This is a genomic window from Massilia sp. YIM B02769 (genome assembly GCF_030411995.1).
In the GTDB taxonomy this organism is placed as follows: domain Bacteria; phylum Pseudomonadota; class Gammaproteobacteria; order Burkholderiales; family Burkholderiaceae_D; genus Telluria.
This window is the reverse complement of the sequence record NZ_JASNRC010000006.1, coordinates 218395-244950: the sequence shown is the minus strand read 5'-3', so window position 1 is coordinate 244950 and position 26556 is coordinate 218395. Positions and strand designations below refer to the sequence as shown.

Annotated in this window: 24 protein-coding genes; 11 read left to right on the top strand and 13 right to left on the bottom strand. The window is 65.5% G+C overall.

Annotated features, from left to right (window positions below):
• Positions 1-28: 28 nt before the first annotated feature.
• Together gltA and rnk are read left to right on the top strand one after the other, a co-directional pair.
• Positions 29-1330 carry a citrate synthase gene (gene gltA, locus QPK31_RS11800; protein ID WP_290423126.1) on the top strand — a complete coding sequence of 434 codons (1302 nt, stop codon included), beginning with the start codon at positions 29-31 and terminating at the stop codon, positions 1328-1330.
• 546 nt (positions 1331-1876) lie between these two features.
• On the top strand, positions 1877-2284 hold the full coding sequence (gene rnk, locus QPK31_RS11795; protein WP_290423125.1) for a nucleoside diphosphate kinase regulator: 408 nt from the start codon (positions 1877-1879) through the stop codon (positions 2282-2284).
• Positions 2285-2288: 4 nt separating this feature from the next.
• Here the strand turns inward: rnk and QPK31_RS11790 are convergent, their stop codons facing one another.
• Complete coding sequence (locus tag QPK31_RS11790) at positions 2289-2675, bottom strand: hypothetical protein (RefSeq protein ID WP_290423124.1); 387 nt, start codon at positions 2673-2675, stop codon at positions 2289-2291.
• A 122-nt stretch (positions 2676-2797) separates the two neighbouring features.
• Between QPK31_RS11790 and QPK31_RS11785 the strand changes: the two genes are divergently transcribed.
• Both QPK31_RS11785 and gluQRS read left to right on the top strand, forming a co-directional pair.
• Complete coding sequence (locus tag QPK31_RS11785) at positions 2798-3292, top strand: nuclear transport factor 2 family protein (protein ID WP_290423123.1); 495 nt, start codon at positions 2798-2800, stop codon at positions 3290-3292.
• Between the two features lie 50 nt (positions 3293-3342).
• Positions 3343-4266 (top strand): tRNA glutamyl-Q(34) synthetase GluQRS, encoded by a 924-nt coding sequence (gene gluQRS, locus QPK31_RS11780; protein WP_290423122.1) that lies wholly within the window; start codon positions 3343-3345, stop codon positions 4264-4266.
• On the opposite strand, the gene QPK31_RS11775 is transcribed toward gluQRS, so the two are convergent.
• From QPK31_RS11775 to QPK31_RS11750, 6 genes are all read right to left on the bottom strand, one after another.
• Complete coding sequence (locus QPK31_RS11775; RefSeq protein ID WP_290423121.1) at positions 4263-4847, bottom strand: CHRD domain-containing protein; 585 nt, start codon at positions 4845-4847, stop codon at positions 4263-4265. The two genes, gluQRS and QPK31_RS11775, sit on opposite strands and share 4 nt — an antisense overlap.
• A 224-nt stretch (positions 4848-5071) precedes the next feature.
• A complete protein-coding gene (locus tag QPK31_RS11770) occupies positions 5072-5533 on the bottom strand; it encodes a DUF421 domain-containing protein (RefSeq protein WP_290423120.1) in 462 nt (153 codons plus the stop codon).
• Between the two features lie 110 nt (positions 5534-5643).
• Complete coding sequence (locus QPK31_RS11765) at positions 5644-6102, bottom strand: hypothetical protein (RefSeq protein WP_290423119.1); 459 nt, start codon at positions 6100-6102, stop codon at positions 5644-5646.
• A 67-nt stretch (positions 6103-6169) separates the two neighbouring features.
• Entirely contained in the window at positions 6170-6835 is a 666-nt protein-coding gene (locus tag QPK31_RS11760) for a response regulator (protein WP_290423118.1), read from the bottom strand.
• Positions 6832-8421: an ATP-binding protein gene (locus QPK31_RS11755; protein ID WP_290423117.1), complete on the bottom strand. Its 1590-nt coding sequence runs from the start codon at positions 8419-8421 to the stop codon at positions 6832-6834. The genes QPK31_RS11760 and QPK31_RS11755 overlap by 4 nt, the downstream gene beginning before the upstream one ends.
• A gap of 138 nt (positions 8422-8559) precedes the next feature.
• Positions 8560-10848, bottom strand: coding sequence for a catecholate siderophore receptor Fiu (locus QPK31_RS11750; RefSeq protein WP_290423116.1), 2289 nt, complete (start codon positions 10846-10848; stop codon positions 8560-8562).
• A 453-nt stretch (positions 10849-11301) separates the two neighbouring features.
• Here QPK31_RS11750 and QPK31_RS11745 point away from each other — a divergent pair, with 453 nt between their 5' ends.
• Positions 11302-12306 carry a hypothetical protein gene (locus QPK31_RS11745; RefSeq protein ID WP_290423115.1) on the top strand — a complete coding sequence of 335 codons (1005 nt, stop codon included), beginning with the start codon at positions 11302-11304 and terminating at the stop codon, positions 12304-12306.
• 132 nt (positions 12307-12438) lie between these two features.
• Here the strand turns inward: QPK31_RS11745 and QPK31_RS11740 are convergent, their stop codons facing one another.
• The 6 genes from QPK31_RS11740 to QPK31_RS11715 form a co-directional block, all read right to left on the bottom strand.
• Positions 12439-13131, bottom strand: coding sequence for a hypothetical protein (locus tag QPK31_RS11740; RefSeq protein ID WP_290423114.1), 693 nt, complete (start codon positions 13129-13131; stop codon positions 12439-12441).
• A 268-nt stretch (positions 13132-13399) separates the two neighbouring features.
• On the bottom strand, positions 13400-14740 hold the full coding sequence (locus QPK31_RS11735; protein WP_290423113.1) for a sulfite reductase subunit alpha: 1341 nt from the start codon (positions 14738-14740) through the stop codon (positions 13400-13402).
• A complete protein-coding gene (locus tag QPK31_RS11730) occupies positions 14737-15744 on the bottom strand; it encodes an FAD:protein FMN transferase (protein WP_290423112.1) in 1008 nt (335 codons plus the stop codon). The genes QPK31_RS11735 and QPK31_RS11730 overlap by 4 nt, the downstream gene beginning before the upstream one ends.
• Before the next feature lie 53 nt (positions 15745-15797).
• Complete coding sequence (locus QPK31_RS11725) at positions 15798-16625, bottom strand: DUF4198 domain-containing protein (protein ID WP_290423111.1); 828 nt, start codon at positions 16623-16625, stop codon at positions 15798-15800.
• Positions 16626-16637: 12 nt separating this feature from the next.
• Complete coding sequence (locus tag QPK31_RS11720; RefSeq protein WP_290423110.1) at positions 16638-17153, bottom strand: DUF2271 domain-containing protein; 516 nt, start codon at positions 17151-17153, stop codon at positions 16638-16640.
• A gap of 55 nt (positions 17154-17208) precedes the next feature.
• Positions 17209-17874: a PepSY-associated TM helix domain-containing protein gene (locus QPK31_RS11715; RefSeq protein WP_290423109.1), complete on the bottom strand. Its 666-nt coding sequence runs from the start codon at positions 17872-17874 to the stop codon at positions 17209-17211.
• 430 nt (positions 17875-18304) lie between these two features.
• Here QPK31_RS11715 and QPK31_RS11710 point away from each other — a divergent pair, with 430 nt between their 5' ends.
• The 6 genes from QPK31_RS11710 to QPK31_RS11685 all read left to right on the top strand — a co-directional run bounded on the left by QPK31_RS11710 (position 18305) and on the right by QPK31_RS11685 (position 26438).
• On the top strand, positions 18305-21166 hold the full coding sequence (locus QPK31_RS11710) for a 2-oxoglutarate dehydrogenase E1 component (RefSeq protein WP_290423108.1): 2862 nt from the start codon (positions 18305-18307) through the stop codon (positions 21164-21166).
• Positions 21167-21247: 81 nt separating this feature from the next.
• Positions 21248-22528, top strand: coding sequence for a 2-oxoglutarate dehydrogenase complex dihydrolipoyllysine-residue succinyltransferase (gene odhB / locus QPK31_RS11705; protein WP_290423107.1), 1281 nt, complete (start codon positions 21248-21250; stop codon positions 22526-22528).
• Positions 22529-22595: 67 nt separating this feature from the next.
• Positions 22596-22979, top strand: a complete 384-nt coding sequence (locus QPK31_RS11700) for a PspC domain-containing protein (protein WP_290423106.1) — start codon at positions 22596-22598, stop codon at positions 22977-22979.
• Between the two features lie 14 nt (positions 22980-22993).
• Entirely contained in the window at positions 22994-24427 is a 1434-nt protein-coding gene (gene lpdA, locus QPK31_RS11695; protein ID WP_290423105.1) for a dihydrolipoyl dehydrogenase, read from the top strand.
• 218 nt (positions 24428-24645) lie between these two features.
• Entirely contained in the window at positions 24646-25743 is a 1098-nt protein-coding gene (zapE, locus tag QPK31_RS11690) for a cell division protein ZapE (protein ID WP_290423104.1), read from the top strand.
• Positions 25744-25769: 26 nt separating this feature from the next.
• Entirely contained in the window at positions 25770-26438 is a 669-nt protein-coding gene (locus QPK31_RS11685) for a hypothetical protein (protein WP_290423103.1), read from the top strand.
• Positions 26439-26556 lie beyond the last annotated feature (118 nt).

The following is a 26556-nucleotide window of genomic DNA, read 5'->3' as shown; positions in this document are numbered from 1 at the left end:
GTAGATCCACTCCCAAGAAGGAAGTGCCATGAATATCTCTGATACCAAAGCCACCCTGTCGTTCTCCGACGGCAGCCCATCGGTCGACATGCCGATTTACAAGGGCACGATCGGCCCGGACGTCATCGACATCCGCAAGCTGTATGGCCAGACTGGCAAATTCACGTACGACCCTGGCTTCATGTCGACTGCCTCGTGCAACTCGAGCATCACCTACATCGATGGCGACAAGGGCGAGCTGCTGTACCGCGGCTACCCGATCGAGCAGCTGGCAGTCAACTGCGACTTCCTGGAAACCTGCTACCTGCTGCTGAACGGCGAACTGCCGAACGCCGAGCAGAAAGCCAAGTTCGAGAACACCGTGACCCGTCACACGATGATCCACGAGCAGATGAACTTCTTCTTCCGTGGCTTCCGCCGCGACGCGCACCCGATGTCGGTCCTGGTCGGCACCGTCGGCGCGCTGGCTTCGTTCTACCACGACTCGCTCGACATCAACGATCCGGAACAGCGTGAAATCTCCGCCATCCGCCTGATCGCCAAGATGCCGACCCTGGTCGCCATGGCATACAAGTACTCGGTCGGCCAGCCGTTCGTCTACCCACGCAACGACCTGTCGTACAGCGCGAACTTCATGCACATGATGTTCTCGAACCCGTGCGAAGAGTACAAGGTCAACGACGTGCTCGTGCGCGCCCTGGACCGCATCCTGATCCTGCACGCCGACCACGAGCAGAACGCATCGACCTCGACCGTCCGCCTGGCCGGCTCGTCGGGCGCGAACCCGTTCGCCTGTATCGCTGCCGGCATCGCCTGCCTGTGGGGCCCTGCCCACGGCGGCGCCAACGAAGCGGCCCTGACCATGCTGAAGGAAATCGGCTCGGTCGAGAACATCCCTGCCTTCATCGAGAAGGTCAAGGACAAGAACTCGGGCGTGAAGCTGATGGGCTTCGGTCACCGCGTGTACAAGAACTTCGACCCGCGCGCCAAGCTGATGCGCGAAACTTGCCACGAAGTGCTGGAAGAACTGGGCCTGCAGGACGACCCGCTGTTCAAGCTGGCCATGGAACTGGAACGCATCGCCCTGGAAGACGAATACTTCGTGTCGCGCAAACTGTACCCGAACGTCGACTTCTACTCGGGCATCGTGCAGTCGGCACTGGGCATCCCGGTCTCGCTGTTCACCGGTATTTTCGCAATGGCCCGTACGATCGGCTGGATTGCGCAGTGGAACGAAATGATTGCCGATCCAGAACAGAAGATCGGCCGTCCGCGCCAGCTGTTCGTCGGTTCGCCGGTACGTGACGTGCCGTCGATCGACAAGCGTTAATCTGTCTCGAAGTACGCGAAGAAGCGGGCTGCGGCCCGCTTTTTTATTGGTAGGCCGCATGCGTTGACGAAACGGGCAGGGTGGTTATACTGGGCTCTTGTGCGCAGTTGTAGGGTGGACTCCCGAGTCCACGCGGTACACCGTCTGCGCATTCGAAATCAGTTTTGGGAACCGTGATCGGTTTTCATGTGTTGTACAGCGTGGACTCGGGAGCCTCGCGCGGCCCGGTCCACCCTACAAATGCAAAAGCCAGGTGGGTTCGAGAACCCACCCTACATACTATGAACCTTGACAGCACATGCATGCAGCGCGGTTCATCCCTGAACAAGGGAGGCGTTTGCACGCCTGGTCGTCACACCGCTGCTTCCCATTTTTCGCCGTCCGCGAAAGACATCGCCTGGCTCTCCCGGGCTCGGTGAGGACCATCCGCCAGGCGCCACGCCGGCTGTCCTCCCGAGCCACTCCAACGTAACGAACCTCGCCCCGATCCGCGGGCGAAGGCCATGCATTCGGCCGCACGGAACGCGGCCATACAAGGAGTAAAACATGAGACCGAACATCGTCGTATCGTCGCTGGACATGGAGCGCCTGGAGGCGCTGATCGATTCACTGCCTGCCGCCCAGGCCGACAACTGCGCCGCCTTGCTGGAAGAGCTGGCGCGCGCCGAGCTGGTGGAACCTGAAGACATGCCGCCCGACGTGGTGAGCATGAATTCGCGCGTGCGCTTCGTGCTCGACAACGCGGCCGAACCTATCGAGATGACGCTGGCCTACCCGAAGGATGTGCACGGCGAGGCCGACAAGCTGTCGGTGCTCACGCCGATCGGCAATGCGCTGCTGGGCCTGAAGGCTGGCGACAGCATCGCCTGGACCCGCCAGGACGGCGCCGCCTGCGAGGTACGCGTGATCGAGGTCGTCTACCAGCCGGAGCGCGCCGGCGAACTGTACCGCTGACGACTTATATGCACTTGCCCCGGATCTTGGCCACCGCCACGAAGGGCAGGGCCAGCAGGCCGCCCAGGAAGAAGGTCGGCTGCCGTTTCAGGCCATCCGCATGCAGGCAGTCCGGCACCTTGGCTTCCGAGAAGTCGCGTCCGAAGGTTTCGTAGGCGGTGGCGGAAATCGTATCGTTCTCGTGGCGGCGCGGGTTTTCCCAGGTTTCGGCGATGGTTTCCTTGACGGCCTTGCGGATGGATTCGTCGCTGATGCGGCTGCGCAGTATCGACGCTGGTTTCGGAAGTTGCGCATCCGGCGCCGGCGCGGGCAGGGGTGCGAGCAGCTCGGCCGGCGGTTCGGCGCGTGCGGAGACGGCAAGACAGAGCAGGCAGACAGCGAGTTGGCGCATGGGGCGGCTCGATAATCACGACGTTGCCTAATGTACACGAAACACTGCGGTCGTTCTGATTTGGCAATCCAGCTTGCATATGGCTGTGTACAATCTGTACTTTCAGTCAACGGAAAGTCGTCATGAAAAGCCTGCTGCTCACCTGCTGTCTGCTGTTCTGTTCCCTGGCCGCGCAAGCGGATGCTGGTCTGAAGCGCAAGGTCGACGCCTTTGTCGACCGCTGGCACGACGATGCGGCGCATGCGCGTCCCGTCTACTTCGACAAGATCGCCAAAGACGGCATCTACATCGGCACCGACAAGACCGAACGCTGGCGCCGCGACGAATTCAAGGCCTGGGCGCAGCCTTATTTCAAGGGCAAGTCGGCCTGGGCCTTCAAGGCCATCAAGCGCCACGTCTATTCCTCCGGTGATGGTTCCATGGTCTGGTTCGACGAACTGCTCGACACGCAGATGGGCGTGTGCCAGGCCAGCGGCATCATGCGGCGCAAGGGCGACAGCTTCGAAATCGTGCATTACCAGCTGTCAATGGCGGTGCCGAACGAGGTCGGCGGCCAGGTGACCAAGCTGATCAAGGATTTCGAAGCCAGGGATGGCTGGAAGACCAGCAAGCGCTGACAGGCGCTATGTTATTGTGATGCCCCTCCAGCATGCATCCGGTAACGACAGTGAGCAACACCAGTCCTCGTCCTCGTCCCTACGTCGGACGCTTCGCCCCATCGCCCACCGGGCCGCTGCACGCCGGTTCGCTGGTGGCGGCGCTGGCCAGCTACCTTGATGCGCGCGCCCACCATGGCGAGTGGCTGGTGCGCATCGAGGACATCGACGAAGGCCGCAGCGTGGCCGGCGCCGACCAGGCGATCCTCGCGCTCCTGACTTCCTTGGGCATGGTGTCGGACCGCGACGTGGTGTGGCAAAGCCGGCGCAAACCCCTGTACGAAACCGCCGCAGAAAAGCTCGGCCAGCATGCCTATCCCTGCGGCTGCAACCGCCGCGAAATCCTCGATTCGCGCCTGGGCGTGGCGCCCGACGGCGCGGCGATCTATCCGGGCACCTGCCGCCATGGCCTGGCGCCGGGCCGCAGTATGCGCAGCCTGCGCCTGCGCGTGCCGGATGAAGGCGGCGACGCCATCACCTTCACCGACCGCTTCATGGGCACGCTGACCCAGCACCTGGCCAGCGAATCCGGCGACTTCGTCCTGAAGCGCGCCGACGGCTACTGGGCCTATCAACTGGCGGTGGTGGTCGACGATGCCGACCAGGGCGTGACCGACATCGTGCGCGGCGCCGACCTGATCGATTCGACCGCGCGCCAGATCTACCTGCAAATCCTGCTCGGGGTGCCGACGCCGCGCTACCTGCACGTGCCGGTGGTGCGCAATGCCGACGGCGAAAAGCTGTCGAAACAGACCGGCGCGCTCGCCGTGCTGCCTGGCGACGAACCGGCCGCTGTGCAAGCGCTGCTCGACGCCGCGCGCTTCCTCGGCCTGCCCCTGGATCGCCCCGACTCGCTCGCCAGCTTCTGGCGTGCGGCGATTCCCGCCTGGTCAGCCATGCTGGCCGAGCGGGAGGGGCGTGGGCTGCAAACCTAGACCTTGCGGCGGCGCGCCATCATCCCCAGGCCGGCCAGGCCGACCCCCAGCATGCCCCAGGTGGCCGGTTCCGGGATCGGCGCCGCCACCAGGAAGCCGCGGATTTCGCCGGCCGGATATTGCGAGGTGTGGATGTTGAGGTAAGCCTCGTTCGAGGCGATGGCCTCGATCAGCGCGGCGCCGGCCGAGGCGGGCGTGCCGCCAAAGGCCGCCAGGAAGGCCGGGTCGTAGATAGTGGCGTCGCTCAGGTCGAAGGACTGGCTGTAGGTGCCGGACGTGACTCCCAGCGGGAAATCGGTGAAGGGAATCGCGATCGGCGCCACGCCGGTGAACGCGGCCGTGGTGCAGCAGTGGATGTGGGCCATGGTGGTGCCGGCGAGCAGGTCGCGGAAGGGCACGTCGGCGGTCATGATGTCGCCATTGATGTCGAAGGTGGCGACACTGGAGCCGGGCGAGCCGTTCGGCGGCCTTTCGGCCGGTCCGCTGGCGACGGCGCGGATGATGCCTGCGCTGTCCTGCGCCAGGGCGGGAGCGCAAGCCGCGGCAGCGGCCAGCGCCAGGATGGATAAGCTGTGCTTCATGGTATACCTCCTGATCAGGAAAGAAACCAACGCGCCACGACGTGACGCTGCGCAAAAAACTAGCACGTTGGCTCGTGGGTATACACACGGTACGGATGGGCAAAGGCTGCTGAGCAATGAGTGCAGGCCCGGGTGCGATCTCGTCGGGAGAGATCGCGGAATATGATTCAGCTACGGGGCATATGCCGCGAAAACCGAATCATTTTTGCAACAGGTGATGAGGCCTATTTTTTCTTCTGGATGGTGATCTCGCCGTCGGCCTCGAGGAAGGCATATCCCATGTCGGCGCGCTCGCAGTCGGCGGCGCGCAGGGCCTGGTCCAGGTCTTCGGCGGTGATGCGACAGCGCTGCACCACCTTGTCGAAGAAGACGCCATCGCGCCCGATCAGCACGGCCGTGCCGTCCAGCAGCACCGACATGCGCCGGCTGTAGGCCGACATCATGGCCACCGCCGTGTTCAGCACGATGAGCGTGGCGGCGATGATCAGGCCGCCGCTCAGGGAATCGTCGCCGCCCGAAAGCGAATTCGACACCGCTTCCGACAGCAGCATCACGACCAGCAGGTCGAAAGGCGTGAACTGCCCCACGGTGCGCCGGCCCGAAATACGCACCATCACCAGCAGGACCAGGTAGACCACCGCCCCGCGCACGATGAACTCCCACCACGGCAAATCCATATCGAACATAAGCACTCCCGAATGCACGATGATGGGGCGATTCTAATCATTTTATTAAGATCGAGCCGTTCGGTTCGGCCGGGCAGGGAGGCTTCACGCACGGCTTCGGGAAAGCCTTTTCATTCGCGGTGATAGCTGCGCATGCGGAACACCATGCGTCCCTTGCTGCGCTCGCAGAAGCCGCTCATGGTCTCGCCCGGAGACAGGGTTTGGCTCAGGCGCGTGCCGGGCTGCTTGCCGGCGCAGGCGGCGTGCAGTTCGTCGGGGATGGCGGGCAGGGGCGGTGGCGCGGGCGGCGCTGGCGGTGCCGGAAGAGCAGGCTCGGCGGGAGCTGGCGGTGGCGGGGGCGGCAGCGGCGCCATGGCCAGCGTGTGGTCGTGCGGTGGGGCAGGCGGGGCAGGCGGGGCGGGTGGGGTAGGGCGGGCCGGCGGCGCAGGCGGGGCGGGAGCAGCGGGTGGCGCCGGCATCTCGGCGCAGGGGCCGCTTTTCGCCGGCTTGCATTCGATGTGGACGCCGGCCTGGCTGGCGCCGGCGGCAAACAGGAGCGAGATCAGGACAATGGCGCGTGGCTGGAACATGGTTTTCTCCTCGGGTGGTTGAGCAACCACCCCATGCTGCCTGCGCAATGTGGAGGAAAAATGGAGACTACAAGTCCAAACGGTAACCCAGCCCGTAGATCGAGCGGATCGGCTCCAGCCCGGGTGCGGCGGCGTCGATCTTGCGGCGCAGGTTCTTGACGTGGCTGTCGATGGCGCGCTCGGTCACCTCCAGGTCGCCCTGGCGCAACAGGTCCAGCAAATGCGCGCGCGTGAACACCTGGCCCGGACGCCGCGCCAGCGCCGCCAGCACCTCGAATTCGCTCGGCGTCAGGGCCAACGCCTGGCCGTGCACCAGCGCGCGCCGCGCATCGGTATCCACCAGCAGGGCCGGCGCCGGCGCGTGGTTCGACATCGCCGCGCGGCGCAGGATGGCCTTGATGCGGGCCACCAGTTCGCGCGGGCTGAAGGGTTTGCACAGGTAGTCGTCGGCGCCCGCGTCCAGACCGAGCAGGCGGTCGATTTCTTCCACGCGCGCGGTCACCATGATGACCGGCACCTGCGAGAACGCGCGCAAGGCGCGGCACAGCGCCAGGCCGTCGAGGCCGGGCAGCATCAGGTCGAGCACCACCAGGGCCGGCGGCGCGCGTCGGATCGCGTCCAGGGCCAGCGCACCATCGTTGAAGACCTCGGGTTCGTAGCCGGCGGCACGCACATAGTCGGCTACGAGTGCCGCCAGTTCCGGCTCGTCTTCGACGATGCAGATGCGGTTCATGCGGCCTCCAAAGGCATAGCCACGGCCACGCGCAGGCCGCCGAGCGGCGAATGGGCAAAGGCCAGCGTGCCGCCTTGCGCTTCGACCAGGCGCCGACACAAGGCCAGACCCAGGCCCGCGCCGCCGCCGGCGCGGCTACGCGAGGCGTCCACCCGATAAAAACGTTCGCCCAGGCGCGCCAGCGCGTCGCCTGGCACGCCGGGCGCGCTGTCGTCGATGGCGATCAGCAGCCGGCCGCCGCCCGCTTGCGCGGACAGCAGCACGCGGCCGCCGGCGGTGGTGTAGCGCAGGCTGTTTTCCAGCAGGTTGCGCAGCACCTGGCGCATGCGGTCGGCGTCGGCCAGCACGTAAGCATTTGCCGGTGCCGGCCCCAGTTCGAGCGTCAACCCGGCGGCCTCGAAGCGGCTAGTGAAAGCGGCGGCTTCTTCCCCGGCCAGCGCCCACAGGTCGACGCGCTCCTGTTTGCACTCCAGGGCGCCGACGTCGGCCCGCGCCAGCGCATACAGTTCGTCGATCAAACGGTTCAGGGCCAGCACCTGGCGCAGCATGGCCGCGATGTGGTCCGGGTCGGCCTGGCGCACGCCGTCCTGGATCGCTTCCAGCTGCGCACGCAGCACGGCCAGCGGCGTGCGCAGCTCGTGCGAGGTGTCGGCCACCCACTGGCGGCGCGAACGCTCGGCGTCGTCCAGGCGCGCCGCCAGCAGGTTGAAGTGGTGGGCCAGTTCGCCCAGTTCGTCGCTGCGCTCGACCGGCAGGCGCGTGTCGAAGCGGCCGTCGGCCAGCGCCTGCGCGCCAAGCGCCAGACGTCCGATCGGGCGCCGGAAGTGCACCGCCAGCAGGCTGGCCGCCAGGGCGCTGAGCAGCACGCCGGCGCCGACGATGGGCCACAGGCTGGCGCTCAGGCCTTCGAGGAAGGCATAGGCCAGGGCGTCGGTCGGCCCGCTGCTGCGCGCCACCGCCAGGTAGCCGACGGTGCGGCCATCGGCCAGGATCGCGCGCCGCACCAGGGGCAGGGCGCCGGGCGGACGGCCCGCCAGCCAGGCGCCGCCAGCGTCGAGCAGGGTGACGCGTTCCTGCAGGCTGGCGCCCTGCATGCCCGGCGCCGGCGGCGGCAGGGGCGGCAGGGGCACGCCCGGCGGCGCGGGCGGGGCAACGGCAGGCGGCGGGGATGGCGGCGACTGCACGGCGGCAGCGGAAGCGGAAGGTGGCGCCGAAGGAGGGGAAACATGGGCGGCCGGAGCAGCCGGCAAGGCCGGGGCAGCCGGGGCGGCAGGGGCAGCCGGCAAGGCAGGCGCAACCGGCGCGAGGGCGCCTGTACGCAGCGCCTGCCGGCGCGCCAGTTCCTCGCCCAGCCAGGCGCGGCGCGCCGTATCGCGGCGCGGCACGAAGCGCCAGCCGCCGGCGTCGGCATAGCGGCGCGCCAGGTCGTTCGACAAGCCCTCCAGCCGGTCGAGTTCGATCTGCACCGCGTAATCGCCGAAGCCTTCCAGCACGGTCTGGCGCAGCAGCCAGACGGCGCTTGCCGTCACCGCCAGGATGGCCAGCAGGACCGAGAGGAACAGACGCAGGCCGATCGATATCTTCAAGGCGGAACCGGATGAGAAGTGGAGGCAGGCCATTCTAGGCCATCGCGCCAGCTATGAATAAAAAAAACGCCCTGCGCCGCGAGGGCGAGGGCGTCAAACCAGCAAGGAGGTTGCTGTACTTGTAAAGCGTGCAGCTGCTTAGAAACGGAAGTTGGCCGTCAGGCTGGCCGAGCGCGGCGTGCCCGGGGTGTAGCGGTAGCCGCTTTTGTTGATGCTGGCGACGTAGCGCTCGTCCGAGATGTTGTAGACGTTCAGGCGCAGGTCGATGTTGCGGTTGATTTCGTACGAGGCCACGGCATCGAACACCCAGTAGGACTCGGTGTATTTCGGGGTGCCGACGGCGCCGTCGGTGCCGCGCAGGAGCTTGTCGTTGAAGCGTGCGCCACCGCCGATCTTGACGCCCATCGGCAACTGGTACGAGGTCCACAGGTTGAACGACTGCTTCGGCGTGTAGGTCAGCGCATTGTCGCCATTGGCGGTGAGCAGGCGGCCCGATTCGATGCTGGTGTCCATGTAGGTGTAGCCCGCGCTGATCAGCCAGTTGCGCGCCAGTTCGCCGGTCGCGCCCAGTTCCACGCCCTGCACGCGCTTCTTGCCGGTCTGCGACCAGGTCTGGTCGACCGGGTCCTGCTCGACCTCGTTCTCGACGTCGGTGCGGAACAGCGCGGCGCTCAGGCCCAGCTTGCCCTTGAACAGGTCGAGCTTGCCGCCGAATTCATAGGTCAAGGTTTCCTGCGGATCGTAGATCGGGTTCTGGGCGCTGTTGACGTTGCCCGACACCGTGAAGCTCGATCCTGGCGGTGCCTTCGAGCTGGCGGCCATGACGTAGACGCTGCTCCAGGTGGTCGGTTTGTACAGCGCCGACAGCTTGCCGTTGTAGACCGTGTCGCCGACGCTGAAGTGGGTCACCGGGTAGGTGGTTGCGCCGTTGGCGGTCACAGGCGCGCCGACGACGGTGTAGTCGCCGCTGTAATGGTCGGCGCGAATGCCGCCGTTGAAGATCCAGCGCTCGCCGACCTTGATGGTGTCGAAGGCGTACAGGCTCTGGGTGTCGATCTCGCCCTTGTTGTAGGCGCCGGTGCGGGTCGGGTTGAAGTTCCCGATCGCGACGTTCGCATCCGGGTTGTACAGGTTGGCGGGCGGCAGGGTGCCCAGGCCGGTCAGGCTGTAGGTGATCTGCTTCTCATTGGTCAGCTCGATGCCGGTCACCAGGGTGTGGCGCAGCGAACCGGTATCGAACATCGAGGTCAGCGCGGTCTGGTTGGTCAGGATGCGGTTGGTCTGGTCCTTGACGGTACGGGTATTGCGCACCAGGGTCCAGTCCGACTGCGGACCGTTGTTGCGGGTATCGACGTTGGCGCCGCTGGCCAGGAAGGCCGACAGCAGGTAGTCCTGGCTGGTGCGGCCGTAGCGCGAGATGTTGTGCAGTTTGAAGCTCGGCGAGAAGTCGTGCTCGACGCGCACGGTCGCCATGTCGGCTTTCACCTTGTCGTAGTCGCGGTCCGTACCGTAGAAGTTCTTCGGATCGACGCGCGGCGCAGTATTCAGTTCCGGCTTGGTGGCCACCGGCGTGGTGTAGCCGGGCAGGCCGACTGTCGGCACGCCGCCGTCGGGGATGTTGTCCTGGTCGACGTGCAGGTAGTCGAGCACCACGCGGGTCGGGCCGTTCAGGCCGAAGCCGACGCTCGGCGCCACCGCCCAGCGCTTGTCGTTGACCACGTCGCGCGCGGCGCGGCCCGAATCCTGGGCCACCACGTTCAGGCGCGCCGAGATGCCGCGCTCGGCGTCGATGACCTGGTTGACGTCGGCCGTCACGCGTTTTTGCGAGGCGCTGCCGCCAGTGACCGAACCGCCCATGAAGTTCTCCATCCGCGCCTTTTTGGTGACCAGGTTGACCGAGCCGGTTGGCGAACCGCGCCCGCTGTCGGTGCCGGCCGGGCCTTTCAGGACATCGATCTGTTCCAGGTTGAAGACGTCGCGCGAGATCGAGCCGACGTCGCGCACGCCGTCCACGAAGATGCTGCCCGAGGTGTCGAAGCCGCGCATGAAGATGGCGTCGCCGGTATTCGTGTTGCCGTTCTCGCCCAGGAAGAAGGCGCCGACGCCCGGGGTGTTGCGCAGCGCCTCGGTCAGGGTCAGGGCGCCTTGCTGCTCGAAGACTTCCTTCTTGATGACCTGCACGGTCTGCGCGGTGTCGACCAGTTTTTCGGTGTACTTCGGCGAGGAAGGGCGCTCGGCCTTGAAGTCGTTTTCGGTCTTGCCGGCCACTTCCACCCGCGAGATCGGGCCGGAAGGCACCTCGTCCGGCGCCGGCGGCACGGTGTCGGCGGCCTGGGCCGCGAGCGGCAGCAGCATCGTTGCCAGGGCGGCGCTCATATGGTGTTGGAAGCGGCTGTGGCCATGCTTGCGGCTCTTGATCGTTTGCATCTCTGTTCCTGTTCTTCTCTCGGTTTTTATGGGACGCCGTCAGCGGACCGCGGCGTGGTTTTGTGCACTGGTCAACATTCTAGTAAGCATTTTTATTTTTGTAAATGAGAATTGTTATCATTCGCGTTCTTATGATCGGGTATTTACCCGGTGCGGGTGAAAAGTGTTGTGCAGGATAGAAGCTAAGCGAGACGCCGGGATATAGCGTGGTAGAAATGCAACGGTGGCATTCACGTCCGAAGCCTGTACATGCATCGGTTTCGACGCCGTACCATGATCCCTGCTCGCCATTCTTTTTGTCCGGATAGCAACAATCTCGTACACTCAAACGTGCGGCCGATTTGCGATCAACCAGGATGGCGGGCTGCAAAGGCATTTTGACGGCGCCAGATCATCGAGAACAAACACGCAAACAATGGAATTGCATCGACAACGACTCCGGCAGGCCGGCGCATGATGACCGTTCCCAGCTTCTGGGCCGAAGCGAGAGCCCGATATCGCCGCAAGGGCAAGCAGATCACGGTCAGGCGTTTTGGCTGGTCCGACGCCAGCCAGGAGGATGCACAGCAGAATGCCCAGCGGCGTGTCGACGAAGCGCTGGCGCGCGCCGCCTCCGGCGGACCCTTGCCGCGACGCGAGCGCAAGGTGCCGTACAACGGCGGCGAGGGGCTGCCGATCCGGGAGGAGGTTGTCGACCGCGTCGGCGAAACTGTCATTACCCGCAATGCCTATGGCGCACGCTGCATCAATACGCCGAACGTGCTGTTCGTCGACATCGATTTCAATGATGGCCCTGGCAAGCGCATGGTCTGGGGCGCTGCACTGTTCCTGCTCGCAGCCGCTGCGGTGATGCTGGTTCTGATGGCGGTGGCCGGGAAGAGCCTTGGCAGCTTGCTGGCCGCAGCCGTGGTCGGCGTTCTGTTGGCCCTGGTGTTGTCGTTCCCGATTGCGGAGCGTATCCATCGCCTGGCTGTCCGGGTCCGGGGTGGGCCGGAGGCAGTTGCCCGCGCAAACATTCTGCGCTTCATGGGCACGCGTCCGGACTGGCTGGTTCACCTCTATCGTACGCCCGCCGGCTTGCGCCTGCTCGCGACCCATCGCCTGTTCGATCCGCTGGAAGCCGAGGTGGCCGTATGCTTCCAGGCGCTGGCCGCCGATCCTGTGTACGCGGCCATGTGCTTGAACCAGCACTGTTTCAGGGCACGCGTGTCGGCCAAACCCTGGCGCATCGGCATCGGGGACCATATGAGGCCGCGGCCCGGCACCTGGCCGGTCTCGCCCGAGCGGCTGCCGGAACGGCGTGCATGGCTGGAACGCTATGACCGCGCAGCCACAGGGTTTGCCGCCTGCCGCTATATCGAGTCGATCGGCAAGGGCGCCAGCACGCCGGCCGCGCAAGCAGTGCAACGGCTGCATGATGAACTGTGCCAGGCCCATTCCAGGCTGCCCATCGCCTGACGGGCCCGTTGCATCGTTGGCGGCCCTGCTTGCACTCGACTGGAAGACCGGCCGGTTTCTCGATTTTCACGCGCGGGCGGCAGCGAATATCCGGTCCGTGTGTGCCTTGCCCTGCCGTGCGGCCGGGCAAGCTCAGTCCGTGGCCGATCCTTTTGCGTAGGTGCCGCGCAGGCCCATGGGATTGTCGTCCACGCTCAGCTGCCCCTTGCTGGACGACAGGCTCAGGGTCTTGAACGGCGCCGGCTGCAGTTCGCCCGGATTCAGCACCACGAAGCCGGCAATGCGCTTGCGGGCGCGTTCGGCTGGCACCTCGAACCAGGTCCACGCGTCCTTGCTGCCGGCACGGCGCAGGCCGGCGCGCTTCCAGGTTTCAGTACCGGGCATCTGGGCGATGGCGTCGCCGTTCGGACCGCTGACCGCGCTGGCCTTGCGGCCTGAAACGCTTTCGAACTGCACCTCGATGCCGCCCACCGGGCCGGTCGACGGCACGCCGACAATGGCGACCCCGATGCCCTGGCGTGGGTCTTTCTTGATCGAGAGTTCGGATTCGGTGAACAGCCGGAATTTGCCGGGCCGCGGGGTATGCGGCGTGAGGACGATGCGCTGGCCGTCGCGCTTCCAGGTGCCTTGCGCCGCCATGTCGGTGGCGCCGTACATCAGCACCCACTCGAATTCGCCGGATTTCTTCAGCAGCAGTTCGGAGCCGACTTCGGTCATGCCGCTCAGGTAATAGTGGCCGGTGGGGTCGCTGGCATCGGCGGCGGTGGCGGCCATGCTGCCGAGGAGGCAGGCGCTGGCCAAAACGAGTTTCGAAAGAAAACGCATGGAATCCTCACGGTGGGGCGACGCAGGAGATGGTATTTCTTGTTGGAAAGCGAGTTATTGTTTCAAGCTCAGCCATACTATGCCGCAGCATAAGCGCCGGTGTCGCCATGCTGGAATGACGCTGTCAAGGGCCAAGTTCTTCACAGAAACTGTGGATAAACTTGTGTGTCACTGCCATTGCAGAAGATCAAGTAATTGATTTAAAAGGGATTGTTCTGCGCGCCTCGGAATCGGGCAGCGCAGCCTTTATGCACAGCATCTGCGGACTTCAGTATACGTCGCGGCGGTAGCGGCCCTGGGTTGCAAGCTCGTCCAATGCTTCCGCGCCCAGGACGCTTGCGAGTGACTGATGCACGCCAGTCGCCATCCCCTGCAGGCTGCCGCAGACGTAGATGGCGGCGCCGCGCGACGTCCACTCGCGCAGTTCGGCGCTGCGTTCGGCCAGCACGTGCTGTACGTAGCGCGGCCCGTCGCCGTCGCGCGAAAAGGCGAGGTCGAGGCGCGCCAGCTGGCCGCCGGCCACCCAGCCCTGCAGTTCGTCGCGGCACAGGAAGTCGTGCGCGGCATTGCGCTCGCCGAACACCAGCCAGTTGTCGACCACATCGGCGTCGATGCGCGCCTTGAGGTGGGCGCGCAGGCCGGCCAGGCCGGTGCCGTTGCCGATCAGGATCAAGGGGCGCGCCGCGTTCTCGCCGAGGCGGAAGCGCGCATGGGCGCGCACGCGCAGGGCGACCGTGTCGTCAAACGTCGCATCCAGGCAGAGCCAGCCCGATGCCGCGCCGGCGCTGCCGTCTTCGTGGCGTTGCAGGCGCACCAGCAGTTCCAGCTTGCCCTCGGATGGAACCGAGGCGATCGAATACTCGCGCGGCAAATCCGGATCGCTTGGCGCGCACACCTGGACCAGGTCGCCGGCTTCCCAATCGGGCAGGGCCTCGCCGCGTGGCGCCAGCGCAATGCGGTACAGAGGGGCGCCGGCGCTGCCTGGGTTGAGCAGGGTACGTTCGAGGATGCGCCAGTGGCCGTAGGCCGGCGCTTCCCAGTCCGGCGCGTCGCTGGTCCCGGCCAGGTGGCTCAACTGGTGCTGCCAGTTGGCGATGGCCTCGCCGCTGGCGCGGTCGACCTCGATGCGCTCGAACAGCGGGGTAGCGCCGCGCGCACCCAGCCAGGCGTCCAGCGCCCGGCCGAAGCCGCAGTAGTTCGTGTAGCTGCTGTCGCCCAGGGCCAGCACGCCGTAGTGCAGTTGCGAGAGGTCGGCGTCCTGCGCCATGGTCACGCCGGCGAAGCGCGCGGCGCTGTCGGGGGCGTCGCCTTCGCCATAGGTGCTGGCGATGAACAGGACGCGCGTGGCGCGAGTGAGCGCCGCCGGGGCGAGGCTGGAGATGCACACCGCGCGCGCGTTCAGGCCGCCGGTGGCCAGGGTGGCGGCGGTCTGCTGCGCCAGGAATTCGGCGTTGCCGGTCTGGCTGGCGTAGACCACCAGCCAGTCGCCTTCCACCGGCGCCGGCAGGCTTGCCGCTTTCGGACGGCGCAGCAGGGTGGCGCACATGCCGCCGTAGGCAGCCAGCAGGGCCAGGGCGGCGCCCCAGCGCATCGGATCGATGGTCATCATTGCAGCATGGCGCGCCAGGCGCTTGTCGTGATTTCTTCCAGGCCATGGCTGCGCTCGCGGCGCAGCAGCAGGCGCGCCGCCAGGCCGCGTTCTTCGGCAAACGCCAAACCGGCCCCGGCGCCGAGCACGGTGATGGTGGTAGAAAGCGCATCGGCCGCCATGCAGCTGGCGTGCAGCACGGTGCTTGATGCGACGTCATTGGCGATCGGGTAGCCGCTGCGCGGGTCGAGCGTGTGCGAGGCGCGGCGCGCGTTCTGCTCGAAGTAGCGGCGGTAGTCGCCCGAGGTGGCAACCGCTAAACCGTGCAGGGCGGCGACGGTTTCGACGCTCTCCGCGCCCGGCACGCCCTCCAGCGTCACCCACCAGGGCTGGCCATCGGGCTTGGTGCCGGCGCCGCGCAGCTCGCCGCCGATCTCGACCACGTAATGGCGCACGCCATGCTGCTCCAGGCAAAACGCCAGGCGGTCGACGGCATAGCCTTTCGCTACCGAGGACAAATCGAGCAAGGCGCCGCCAGGCTGCAGCAGGCGCTGGCCTGCGCGGTCGAAGACGGGATGGAAGGCGGCGCGCTGGGCCAGCACGTCCTGCACGGCTTCGGGCGCCGGCGCATGGAAGCCGGCCTGGTCGTAGCGGCGTTCGGGGCCGAAGCCCCACAAATTGACCAGGGCGCCGGCGTAGGGATCGTAGGCGCCGCCGCTGGCCTCGAACACGCCGAGCGCGTAATCGAGCACCTCGGCAAAGCGCGGCCCAATCGCGATCCAGCTGCCGGCCGGGGCGCGGTTGTAGCGGCCCAGCACGGAGTCGGGCAGCCAGTGGCTCATCTCGTCCACGATGCCGTCGAGTTCCGCCTGCATCCGTTCGCCGAGTTTGCTGCGCACGCCAGGCGGCAACATCAGCCGCGCCGACCAGCGCGTGCCCATGGTCGAACCGGCCGCGTCGAACAGCGTGCTGCCGGCGGGAGGCGGGGAGGGATCGATAGCGAGGGGAACGAGGACCTGGCGCATGGAATAGGAAAAGCGGGGACGCCGGCAATGGCGTCCCCGTGGGGCAAAGCGGATTACTCCGGCAGGATCTCGAGCGAGCCGGTGTAGGCGAAGCGGCGGGTTTCCGGCGCGTCCGACGGCGGCGCGCCCTTGCCCGGGGCCGGCGGATAGACCGCGTTCACCCAGTACATGTTCGGCGCCGGCAGCTTGATGCTGGCTTCGCCCTTGTCGTCGGTGGTCAGGCGCACTTCGCCCAGCACACCGCGGTAGCGCACGCCGCCCGGCACCATGCTGAAGGCCAGCTTCGGCAGCGGCTTACCGTCGAGCAGGAAGCGCACGCGCAGGGTTTCGCCGCTGCGCAGATCGTTCGGGTTGGACAGCGGGATCATCTCGATGCCGGCATTCGTTGGCTTCAGCGCGCCGTCGCTGGTTTTATTCGCCGAAACAAAGGTCTCGATGCGCTGATTGGTGATGGTCTTCTTCACCTCGGTGGCGCCGGCCGGCAGTTGCTTGTTGAAGTCGGCTTCGCTGCCGCGGAAGCGTTTCACTTCATTGCCGTCCTTGTAGCTGCCGAACACGTTGGTGCTGACCAGGGCGATGCGGTAGGTGCCGTCCTGCGGCAGCGGGATGTCGACGCTGGTGCGCATCTTGCCCATCACGGCTTCCGGCGCCGGCGAGGTGGTGCCGTCCGGCGCGGTGACGCTCAAGCCGTTCATGCGCAGCGGCATGTGGTCGACGTCGAACAGGCCTTCGGAAATGGCGCCGTCGACAGTAACCCAGGCGTTCTTGCTTTCGACCATGGTCGAGGTCGGCACCATCCAGGGACGGTGGGCGCTGGCGGCGCCGGCGGTGGCGGTCAGGATCAGGGCGAGGACGCCGTGCTTGATCAGGTTGGTTTGCATGTCGACTCCGCTTTATTTGATTTCGATGGAAACGGCGCCCAGCTCTTCCTTGCCGTTGGCGCTGGCCGCGACCTTGCCCTTGGCCGGCAGGGTGAAGGGCACGCGCACCAGTTCACGGCCGCCCGCTTCGCGCGCCGCTTCGATGACCAGCTTGTAGTCGCCGGCCGGCAGCTTGTCGATGCCGGTACGGGCCGGGCCGAAACTCATGGTGTGGCTGCCGGCGGCGCGGGTGGCGCCGGAGACGCCGTCGATCGGCAACTGGGCTTCGCGGCCGGCCTTGCGCCACCAGGTGCGCATGTCCTTCACCCACTTCTCGCCGGCATTGTCTTTCTTCTTGACGTCGTACAGCACGGCCAGGGTCGAGGCGACCGACTGGTCGGCGCGCTCGATCCAGATCGCCACATACGGCTTGTGGTACTCGGCCACGTTCATCTGCGGCAGTTCGAACTTGACGGACAGGTCGGCGGCCAGCGCGCCGCTGGAGATCAGCGGCAGGGACAGGGCGGCGAGCGATGGAGACAGTTTCATGCAGTGCCTTCTTATATAGATGGGATGATTGATGAACGCGGGTACTAAATTCGGATCAGTGAACAAACAGCAGCGCCAGCACGATCGGCAGCACGATGCCCAGGCCGATCACGGGCCAGGTCGAGGGCCGGTTGGCCGCGTGGTACTTCAGGATCAGGAAGCCGGTGATGCAAAAGACGATGCAGGCGATCGCGAAGATGTCGATGAACCAGCTCCACACGGCGCCGGTATTGCGGCCCTTGTGCATGTCGTTCAGCCACGAGATCCAGCCGCGGTCGGTTTTTTCGTATTCGGCCTTGCCGTCGACGCCGATGCGCAGCCAGGCGTCGCCGCCCGGACGCGGCAGGGCGATGTAGCCGTCTTCCTCGCTCCACTCGGCGGTTCTGGCGCGGACGTCGACCGGGAAGGCGCCGTTGGCCCATTCGGCGAGTTTCGCCGGGACCGGCGCTTCGGCATCGGCGTGTTCTTCGGCGTAAGCCTGCAGCTCGGGCAGCAGGGCGGCGGGCACGGTGCCGGACAGGCGCGTGACCCGTGGCTTCGATTCGATCTGGGCCGCATGGTTCAGGGTGAAGCCGGTAATGCTGAACAGGAGCATGGCCATCAGGCAGATGGCCGAACTGATCCAGTGCCACTGATGCAATTGCTTGAGCCAGAGCGCGCGCTTGGCGCCGGGGAGGGCGGCGGGTGCGGTTGCGGTGCGCGGCGGATTCTGGACGGACATGCAAGTTTCCTGTTGAGTGAACGATGCAAATGATAACGATTATCATTTAGCCGGTCAACAAAAAAGGCGGGAGGGCCGTAGGGTGGACCGGGCCACGAGAGGCGGGTTCCCCGTCCACGCGTTCGAATCACGTATGCATCGCGGCGACGCAGGAGCTGGCTGGACGCGTGGACGGCAAAGCCGTCCACCCTACATGTCAACTCAACATGTCACAAAAAGTAAGCGTGGCGCCTATGCCACCCGGATGTTGCGTTACAATACCTGCCGCTATTGTGCTATGTCAGCGAACTTGAAATATCCCTGTCGCAACAACAGTCCTTCCCCCACAACTTGATGTCTTGTAAGTGCGATCCGCTAACCGGTCAGGCCGTGCCGCGGAAGGTTAGACCAACCCGCCAAACTCGCGAAGCGCGAAGAAAGGTGAGCAAGAATGATGCAACAATATAACGCCAACTCCTACCTGTTCGGCGGTAATGCGCCGTACGTGGAAGAGTTGTACGAGGCCTACCTGAACAATCCGGGATCGGTCCCGGAGAACTGGCGTGCCTACTTCGACAACATGCAGCACGTGCCTGCTGTCGACGGTAGCAACCGCCCGGACGTGGATCACTCGTCCGTCATCGCCTCGTTCGCGGAACGCGCCAAGCAGGGCCCGATCCGTACCGTCAGCGCCGCCGCCGAAACCGACCCGGAAATGGGCCGCAAGCGCGTCGCCGTCACCCAACTGATCGCCGCTTACCGCTACCTCGGCTCGCGCTGGGCCAACCTGGACCCGCTGCAGCGCCAGGAACGTCCGCCGATTCCTGAACTCGACCCATCGTTCTACGGCTTCACCGACGCCGACCTCGACACCAAGTTCAACATCTCCAACACCTACTTCGGCGGCGACGACGCATCCCTGCGCGACCTGCTGAACATGCTGCGCGACACCTACTGCCGCTCCATCGGCGCGGAGTTCATGTACGTCAGCGACCCGACCGAAAAGCGCTGGATCCAGGAACGCCTGGAATCGATCCGCTCGACCCCGACCTTCTCGGCCGAGAAGAAGCGCCACATCCTCGAGCGCCTGACGGCTGCCGAAGGCCTGGAACGCTACCTCCATACCAAGTACGTCGGCGCCAAGCGCTTCTCGCTGGAAGGCGGCGAATCCTTCATCGCCTCGATGGACGAAACCATCCAGCGCGCCGGTGAAAAGGGCATCCAGGAAATCGTCATCGGCATGGCCCACCGCGGCCGCCTGAACGTGCTGGTCAACACCCTGGGCAAGGCCCCATCGGAACTGTTCGAAGAATTCGAAGGCAAGCACGCCGACGACCTGCCGTCGGGCGACGTGAAATACCACCAGGGCTTCTCGAGCGACGTCTCGACCCCGGGCGGCCCGGTCCACCTGTCACTTGCCTTCAACCCATCGCACCTGGAAATCGTCAACCCGGTCGTCGAAGGTTCGGTCAAGGCGCGCATGGACCGCCGTGGCGACCGCAAGGGCAAGCAAGTGCTGCCGATCCTGGTGCACGGCGACGCCGCTTTCGCCGGCCAGGGCGTGGTCATGGAAACCCTGAACCTGGCCCAGACCCGCGGCTACGGCACGGGCGGCACGGTCCACATCGTCATCAACAACCAGATCGGCTTCACCACCTCCGACCCGCGCGACGCCCGTTCGACGCTGTACTGCTCGGACGTGGTCAAGATGATCGAAGCGCCGGTGCTGCACGTGAATGCCGACGATCCTGAAGCCGTGGTCCTGGCGACGCAAATCGCCCTCGACTACCGCGTCGAGTTCGGCAAGGATGTCGTGGTCGACATCATCTGCTACCGCAAACTAGGCCACAACGAGCAGGACACCCCTGCGCTGACCCAGCCGCTGATGTACAAGAAGATCGCCAAGCATCCGGGTACCCGCAAGCTGTACGCCGAGAAGCTGTCGACCCAGGGCACCGTGGCCGCCGACGAAGGCGACAAGCTGGTCGCCGCCTACCGCGATGCGATGGACGCCGGCAAGCACACGGTCGACCCGGTGCTGACCAACTTCAAGAACCAGTACGCCGTCGACTGGGCGCCGTTCCTGAACAAGAAGTGGACCGACGCCGCCGATACCGCCGTGCCGCTGACCGAACTGAAGCGCCTGGCCGAACGCATCACCAAGGTGCCTGAAGGTTTCAAACCGCACTCGCTGGTCGAAAAAGTACTGGCCGACCGCGCCACCATGGGCCGCGGCGAAATGAACCTCGACTGGGGCATGGGCGAACATCTGGGCTTCGCGTCGCTGCTGGCTTCGGGCTACGCGATCCGCCTGTCGGGCCAGGATGCGGGCCGCGGCACTTTTGTCCACCGCCACGCCGTGCTGCACGACCAGAACCGCGAGCGCTGGGACCAGGGTATCTACCTGCCGCTGGCCAACGTCTCGGACAACCAGGCACAGTTCACGGTCATCGACTCGGTGCTGTCGGAAGAAGCGGTGCTCGGCTTCGAGTACGGCTACTCGACCGCCGAACCGAACACCCTGACCATCTGGGAAGCCCAGTTCGGCGACTTCGTGAACGGCGCGCAGGTTGTCATCGACCAGTTCATCGCCTCGGGCGAAGTGAAGTGGGGCCGCGCCTCGGGCCTGGTCATGATGCTGCCGCACGGCTACGAAGGCCAGGGTCCGGAACACTCGTCGGGCCGCATCGAGCGCTTCCTGCAACTGTGCGCGGACAACAACATGCAAGTCGTGCAGCCGACCACCGCTGCCCAGATCTTCCACCTGCTGCGCCGCCAGATGGTGCGCCCGTTCCGCAAGCCGCTGGTGATCTTCACGCCGAAGTCGCTGCTGCGTAACAAGGACGCCGGTTCGCCGCTGTCGGACCTGACCAAGGGCGGTTTCCAGACCGTGATCGGCGAGTGCGACGACAAGATCGAAGCCTCGAAGGTCAAGCGCGTGATCGTCTGCTCGGGCAAGGTGTACTACGACCTGGTCAACGCACGCAAGACCCGCGGCGTCTCGGACGTGGCGATCGTGCGCATGGAACAGATGTACCCGTTCCCGCACAAGTCCTTCGCTGCCGAACTGAAGAAGTTCAGCAACGCCACCGAGATCGTGTGGGCGCAGGACGAGCCGCAGAACCAGGGTCCATGGTTCCAGATCCAGCACAACATCTTCGAAAACATGGACGAAGGTCAGCGCCTGGCCTACGCCGGCCGTCCGGCCTCGGCGGCTCCGGCCGTCGGCTACTCGGACAAGCACGTGGCTCAGCAGAAAGAACTGCTGGACACCGCGTTCTCGAAGCTCAAGGGCTTTATCCTGACCAAGTGATCGTCTCCGCCCGGTTGGCCCGCACAGGCTGATCGGGCGTTTTCGCAGATAGACAAACAGAATAATCAAACGGAGTTTTACATGGCACAAATCGAAGTCAAGGTCCCCCAGTTGTCGGAATCGGTTGCTGAAGCAACCCTGCTGTCGTGGCACAAGAAAGTCGGCGAGCCGGTCTCGCGCGACGAGAACATGATCGACATCGAAACCGACAAGGTGGTCCTGGAACTGCCAGCCCCGGGCGCAGGCGTGATCGTGCAACTGCTGAAGGCCGACGGCGCGACCGTCGTCGCCGGCGAAGTCATCGCCATCATCGACACCGAAGCCTCGGCACAGACCAGCCCGCTGGAAGTGAAGGCGATTCCTTCGGCCGCTCCAAACGCATCGATCTCGGCGCCAGCCGCTGCCCCGGCAGCCGCCAGCACGGGATCGAAAGGCGACGTCGCCATGCCGGCTGCCGCCAAGATCCTGGCCGACAACAACATGAGCGCATCGGATGCCACCGGCACCGGCCGCGACGGCCGCGTGACCAAGGGCGACGCCCTGAACGCCGTTGCCAACAAGCCAGCCGCTCCAGCCGCCGCACCTGCGCCAGCCGCCACCGCAGCGGCGGCCCGGCCAGCGCTGCAGCAAGTTTCCGCACCGGCCCCGGCCCAGCTGGGCGACCGTCCGGAAGAGCGCGTGCCGATGAGCCGCCTGCGCGCCCGTATCGCCGAGCGCCTGCTGCAGTCGCAGTCGACCAACGCGATCCTGACCACCTTCAACGAAGTCAACATGGCGCCGGTGATGGACCTGCGCGCCAAGTACAAGGACAAGTTCGAGAAAGAGCACGGCGTCAAGCTGGGCTTCATGTCCTTCTTCGTCAAGGCCGCCGTTGCCGCACTCAAGAAGTACCCGATCCTGAACGCCTCGGTCGACGGTAACGACATCGTCTACCACGGCTACTTCGACATCGGTATCGCCGTCGGTTCGCCGCGCGGCCTGGTGGTGCCGATCCTGCGCAACGCCGACCAGATGTCGATCGCCGAGATCGAGAAGAAGATCGGCGAATTCGGCGCCAAGGCGAAAGAAGGCAAGCTGACCCTGGACGACCTGTCCGGCGGCACCTTCTCGATCTCGAACGGCGGCACCTTCGGCTCGATGCTGTCGACCCCGATCATCAACCCGCCGCAGTCGGCCATCCTGGGCGTGCACGCGACCAAGGACCGCGCCGTCGTCGAAAACGGCCAGATCGTCATCCGCCCGATGAACTACCTGGCGATGTCGTACGACCACCGCATCATCGACGGCCGCGAAGCCGTGCTGGGCCTGGTCGCCATGAAGGACGCGCTGGAAGATCCGGCACGCCTGCTGCTCGACCTGTAATTTGAAGGCAAGGGCGTCCCCCTGCACAAGTGGGGCGCCTTCTTCCACATCACAGTAGGGAAATGCCATGATCTCCGATGAAATCCGGCGTTTGCACGAACTGCACCAGGCCGGCGCGCTGAGCGACGCCGAATTCGAACAGGCCAAGGCGAAGGTGCTGGCCGGCGAGCGGGTCAACCTGCACAAGGATCGGTCGAATCACAGCTCGAATCACAGCTCGAGTGCCGGGCCGGATTTCCAGGCTGGCTTCAACAGCTTCGAAGCCCAGGTACGCGCGCTGCGCCGCTCGCGGCGCGAGCGCTGGCTCGGCGGCGTCTGTGGCGGCCTGAACGGCGTGCTGGGCCTGGAGACCTGGGTCTGGCGCCTTGTCTTCCTGCTGTTCGCCCTCGTCACATCGGGGTTCGGGGCAGTGGTCTACCTGCTGATGTGGATTTTTGTCCCAGAAGAATAAATAAGGATCTATTCATGAGTAACGAGAATCAATTCGACGTCGTCGTCATCGGCGGCGGTCCTGGCGGCTACATCGCCGCCATCCGCGCGGCCCAGCTGGGCTTCAAGACCGCCTGCATCGATGCATGGAGCAACGCCGCAGGCAAGCCCGCACCAGGCGGCACCTGCACCAACGTCGGCTGCATCCCGTCGAAAGCGCTGCTGCAATCGTCGGAACACTTCGAGCACGCCGGCCACGCCTTCGCCGAGCACGGCATCAACGTCTCGGGCCTGGAACTGAACCTGCCGCAGATGCTCAAGCGCAAGGACACCATCGTCAAGCAGAACAACGACGGCATCCTGTTCCTGTTCAAGAAGAACAAGGTGACGTTCTTCCACGGCCTGGGTTCGTTCGGCGGCAAGGCTGACGAAGGCTACACCATCAACGTCAGCGGCCCGACCACGGCAACCCTGACGGCGAAGAACGTGGTCGTCGCCACCGGCTCGAACGCACGCCAGCTGCCTGGCGCGGAATTCGACGAGAAACTGATCCTGTCGAACGAAGGCGCACTGGCGATCGAAGCCGTGCCGTCGAAACTCGGCGTGATCGGCGCCGGCGTCATTGGCCTGGAAATGGGTTCGGTGTGGCGTCGCGTGGGTGCGGACGTGACCGTGCTCGAAGGCCTGCCGACCTTCCTGGGCGCTGTCGACGAGCAGATCGCCAAGGAAGCCCATAAACTGTTCACCAAGCAGGGCCTGAAGATCAACCTGGGCTGCAAGATCGGTGCGATCACCAAGGGCGAGAACAACGTCACCGTGGCTTACGCCGACAGCACCGGCGCCGAGCAGACTGCAACGTTCGACCGCCTGATCATCTCGATCGGCCGCGTGCCGAACACGCATGGCCTGAACGGCGAAGCCGTCGGCCTGCAGCTCGACGAGCGCGGCTTCGTGGTCGTCGACGACGAATGCCGCACCAGCCTGCCGGGCGTGTGGGCAGTGGGCGACGTCGTGCGCGGCCCGATGCTGGCGCACAAGGCGGAAGAAGAGGGCGTCGCGGTTGCCGAGCGCATCGCCGGCCAGCACGGCCACGTCAACTTCAACACCATCCCTTGGGTCATCTACACCTCGCCGGAAATCGCCTGGGTCGGCAAGACCGAGCAGCAGCTGAAGGCCGAAGGCGTGGCGTACAAAGCCGGCACCTTCCCGTTCATGGCCAACGGCCGTGCACGCGCGCTGGGCGACACCTCGGGCATGGTGAAATTCCTGGCCGACGCCACCACCGACGAAATCCTGGGCGTGCACATCGTGGGCCCGGTCGCGTCGGAACTGATCTCGGAAGCCGTCGTCGCGATGGAATTCAAGGCCTCGTCGGAAGACATCGCCCGCATCTGCCACGCGCACCCGTCGCTGTCGGAAGCCGTCAAGGAAGCCGCGCTGGCTGTCGACAAGCGTTCGCTGAACTTCTAAGCAGCTAGGCGACGACCGATCGGCCGCAGCAGCCTGCCGCGGCCGATAACGTTGCCGACGTAGGGTGGGCGCCCCTGTGCCCACGCGTGACGCGTGCGTGGTGATGGCTCAAGCAGGCCAACAATGCGCAACGTTCACGCGTGGGCACAGGGCGCCCACCCTACGTTTATCCACGTTCGTGGCCACAACGGCCCCGCACGTCTTGAATTGCACATCACATGAACGTCCAAGAGTATTACCAGCACGCTCTCACCGAGCGCGGCTTCAAATCCGACCCCGCCCAGCAGGCCGCGGTCGACCGTCTCCAGCAGGCGTACGACGACTGGGTCCAGTACAAGGCCCAGCGGTCGTCCGCTTTCAAGCGCCTCATCAACCGTCCCGACGTGCCGAAGGGCGTCTACATGTGGGGTGGGGTGGGGCGCGGCAAGTCCTTCCTGATGGACTCCTTTTATTCGGTGGTGCCGGTGGTGCGCAAGACGCGCCTGCACTTCCACGAATTCATGCGCGCCGTGCACGGCCAGCTCGATGAACTGAAAGGCGTCGCCAACCCGCTCGACGAAGTGGCGAAGCGCATCGCGAAAAAATACCGCCTGATCTGCTTCGACGAATTCCACGTCTCCGACATCGCCGATGCGATGATCCTGTACAACCTGCTGTCGGCCCTGTTCGCCAATGGCGTCAGCTTCGTGATGACCTCGAACTACGAGCCGTCCACCCTGTACCCGGACGGCCTGCACCGCGACCGCATGCTGCCGACCATCGCGCTGCTGCAGGAAAAGCTCGACATCCTGAACGTCGACGCCGGCAACGACTACCGCAAGCGCGCCCTGGAACAGGTGCAGGCCTACTACACGCCGCTGAACGCCGCCTCGGACCACGCGCTGCGCGACGCCTATGCCAAGGTCGCCGACACCGCCGACGAGAGCCCGATCGTCCACATCGAGAACCGCGAGATCCGCGCCCTGCGCCGCGCCGGCGGGGTGATCTGGTTCGACTTCGCCACCCTGTGCGGTGGCCCGCGCTCGCAGAACGATTACCTGGAACTGGCCACGCGCTTCCATACCGTGATCCTGTCGGGCATCCCGAAGATGTCGGCCGGCCAGTCCTCGGAGGCGCGCCGCTTCACCTGGCTGATCGACGTGTTCTACGACCACAAGGTCAAGCTGGTGATGTCGGCCGCGGGCGAGCCGGAAGAGCTATACACCCAGGGCATGCTGGCAAACGAATTCCACCGCACGGTCTCGCGTATCATTGAGATGCAATCGCGCGAGTACATGCTCGCCGAACGGCGCGGCGCGGCCGACGCCATCGCCTGACAACAAGAAAAGACCGAAGGAACAAGATGAGAAACGTACAGTCCCTGGCCTGCACCCTGGTCCTGGCCTTATTGGCCGGCTGCGCCGCCGAGCGCCAGGCGCCGCCGCCGGCCCCGTCCTCGCCGACCACCACGGTGGCCCAGGCCGACGAGCGCCTGGCCGCCGTGGCCGCCGAACGCGCCGCCATCGAAGCCAACTTCGCCGCGCGCGAAGCCGTCTGCTACGACAAGTTCTTCGTGAATAACTGCCTGGACGAAGCCAAGGAACGCCGCCGCAGCGCCCTGGCCGTGCAGCGCGCCATCGAGATCGAAGCCGAGCACTTCAAGCGCAAGCACAAGGTCGAGGAACGCGACCGCGAGATGGCCGAGGCCGAAGCCCGCTACCGCGAGGAAGAAGCGCGCGCCGCCACCGAACCGCCGCCGCCGCCCAAGGTACCGACCACCGCACCGCCGCCGCGTCCGTCGTCGGTGGCCAAGCGCATGGCGCGCCATGACCAGAAGGTACAGCAGGACGCCGCGAAAGAAGCGGCGGAGGCGCCGAAGCGCGCCGCGAACGCCACCGCGTACGAGGAGCGCCGCCGCAAGTCGGAAGAGAAGCAGAAGGAAGTGGCCAAGCGCACGGCGGATCGTGAAGCGAAGCGCGCGAAGGAAGAGCAGGAGAAGGCGGCGGGGCAGCAGCCTGCACCGGCGAAATAAATCCTGGCGCGGCTGTTACCGCAAATCGCTACCGCTGCCTTTCGTAGGGTGGGCACTCGTGCCCACCGGCTTTTTTTCGTGCGTATCCTCACCCGATGGCATCCAAAATCAAGCCAAC

Coding starts and splice junctions, on each gene's coding strand:
- QPK31_RS11710 (WP_290423108.1), top strand. CDS start 18,305: ATGATGCAACAATATAACGCCAACTCCTACCTGTTCGGCGGTAATGCG.
- zapE (WP_290423104.1), top strand. CDS start 24,646: ATGAACGTCCAAGAGTATTACCAGCACGCTCTCACCGAGCGCGGCTTC.
- QPK31_RS11765 (WP_290423119.1), bottom strand. CDS start 6,102: ATGTTCCAGCCACGCGCCATTGTCCTGATCTCGCTCCTGTTTGCCGCC.
- QPK31_RS11725 (WP_290423111.1), bottom strand. CDS start 16,625: ATGCAAACCAACCTGATCAAGCACGGCGTCCTCGCCCTGATCCTGACC.
- QPK31_RS11750 (WP_290423116.1), bottom strand. CDS start 10,848: ATGCAAACGATCAAGAGCCGCAAGCATGGCCACAGCCGCTTCCAACAC.
- QPK31_RS11715 (WP_290423109.1), bottom strand. CDS start 17,874: ATGTCCGTCCAGAATCCGCCGCGCACCGCAACCGCACCCGCCGCCCTC.
- rnk (WP_290423125.1), top strand. CDS start 1,877: ATGAGACCGAACATCGTCGTATCGTCGCTGGACATGGAGCGCCTGGAG.
- gltA (WP_290423126.1), top strand. CDS start 29: ATGAATATCTCTGATACCAAAGCCACCCTGTCGTTCTCCGACGGCAGC.
- QPK31_RS11730 (WP_290423112.1), bottom strand. CDS start 15,744: ATGCGCCAGGTCCTCGTTCCCCTCGCTATCGATCCCTCCCCGCCTCCC.
- QPK31_RS11720 (WP_290423110.1), bottom strand. CDS start 17,153: ATGAAACTGTCTCCATCGCTCGCCGCCCTGTCCCTGCCGCTGATCTCC.
- QPK31_RS11745 (WP_290423115.1), top strand. CDS start 11,302: ATGATGACCGTTCCCAGCTTCTGGGCCGAAGCGAGAGCCCGATATCGC.
- QPK31_RS11790 (WP_290423124.1), bottom strand. CDS start 2,675: ATGCGCCAACTCGCTGTCTGCCTGCTCTGTCTTGCCGTCTCCGCACGC.
- QPK31_RS11700 (WP_290423106.1), top strand. CDS start 22,596: ATGATCTCCGATGAAATCCGGCGTTTGCACGAACTGCACCAGGCCGGC.
- QPK31_RS11770 (WP_290423120.1), bottom strand. CDS start 5,533: ATGTTCGATATGGATTTGCCGTGGTGGGAGTTCATCGTGCGCGGGGCG.
- QPK31_RS11740 (WP_290423114.1), bottom strand. CDS start 13,131: ATGCGTTTTCTTTCGAAACTCGTTTTGGCCAGCGCCTGCCTCCTCGGC.
- QPK31_RS11735 (WP_290423113.1), bottom strand. CDS start 14,740: ATGATGACCATCGATCCGATGCGCTGGGGCGCCGCCCTGGCCCTGCTG.
- odhB (WP_290423107.1), top strand. CDS start 21,248: ATGGCACAAATCGAAGTCAAGGTCCCCCAGTTGTCGGAATCGGTTGCT.
- QPK31_RS11785 (WP_290423123.1), top strand. CDS start 2,798: ATGAAAAGCCTGCTGCTCACCTGCTGTCTGCTGTTCTGTTCCCTGGCC.
- QPK31_RS11685 (WP_290423103.1), top strand. CDS start 25,770: ATGAGAAACGTACAGTCCCTGGCCTGCACCCTGGTCCTGGCCTTATTG.
- QPK31_RS11775 (WP_290423121.1), bottom strand. CDS start 4,847: ATGAAGCACAGCTTATCCATCCTGGCGCTGGCCGCTGCCGCGGCTTGC.
- QPK31_RS11760 (WP_290423118.1), bottom strand. CDS start 6,835: ATGAACCGCATCTGCATCGTCGAAGACGAGCCGGAACTGGCGGCACTC.
- lpdA (WP_290423105.1), top strand. CDS start 22,994: ATGAGTAACGAGAATCAATTCGACGTCGTCGTCATCGGCGGCGGTCCT.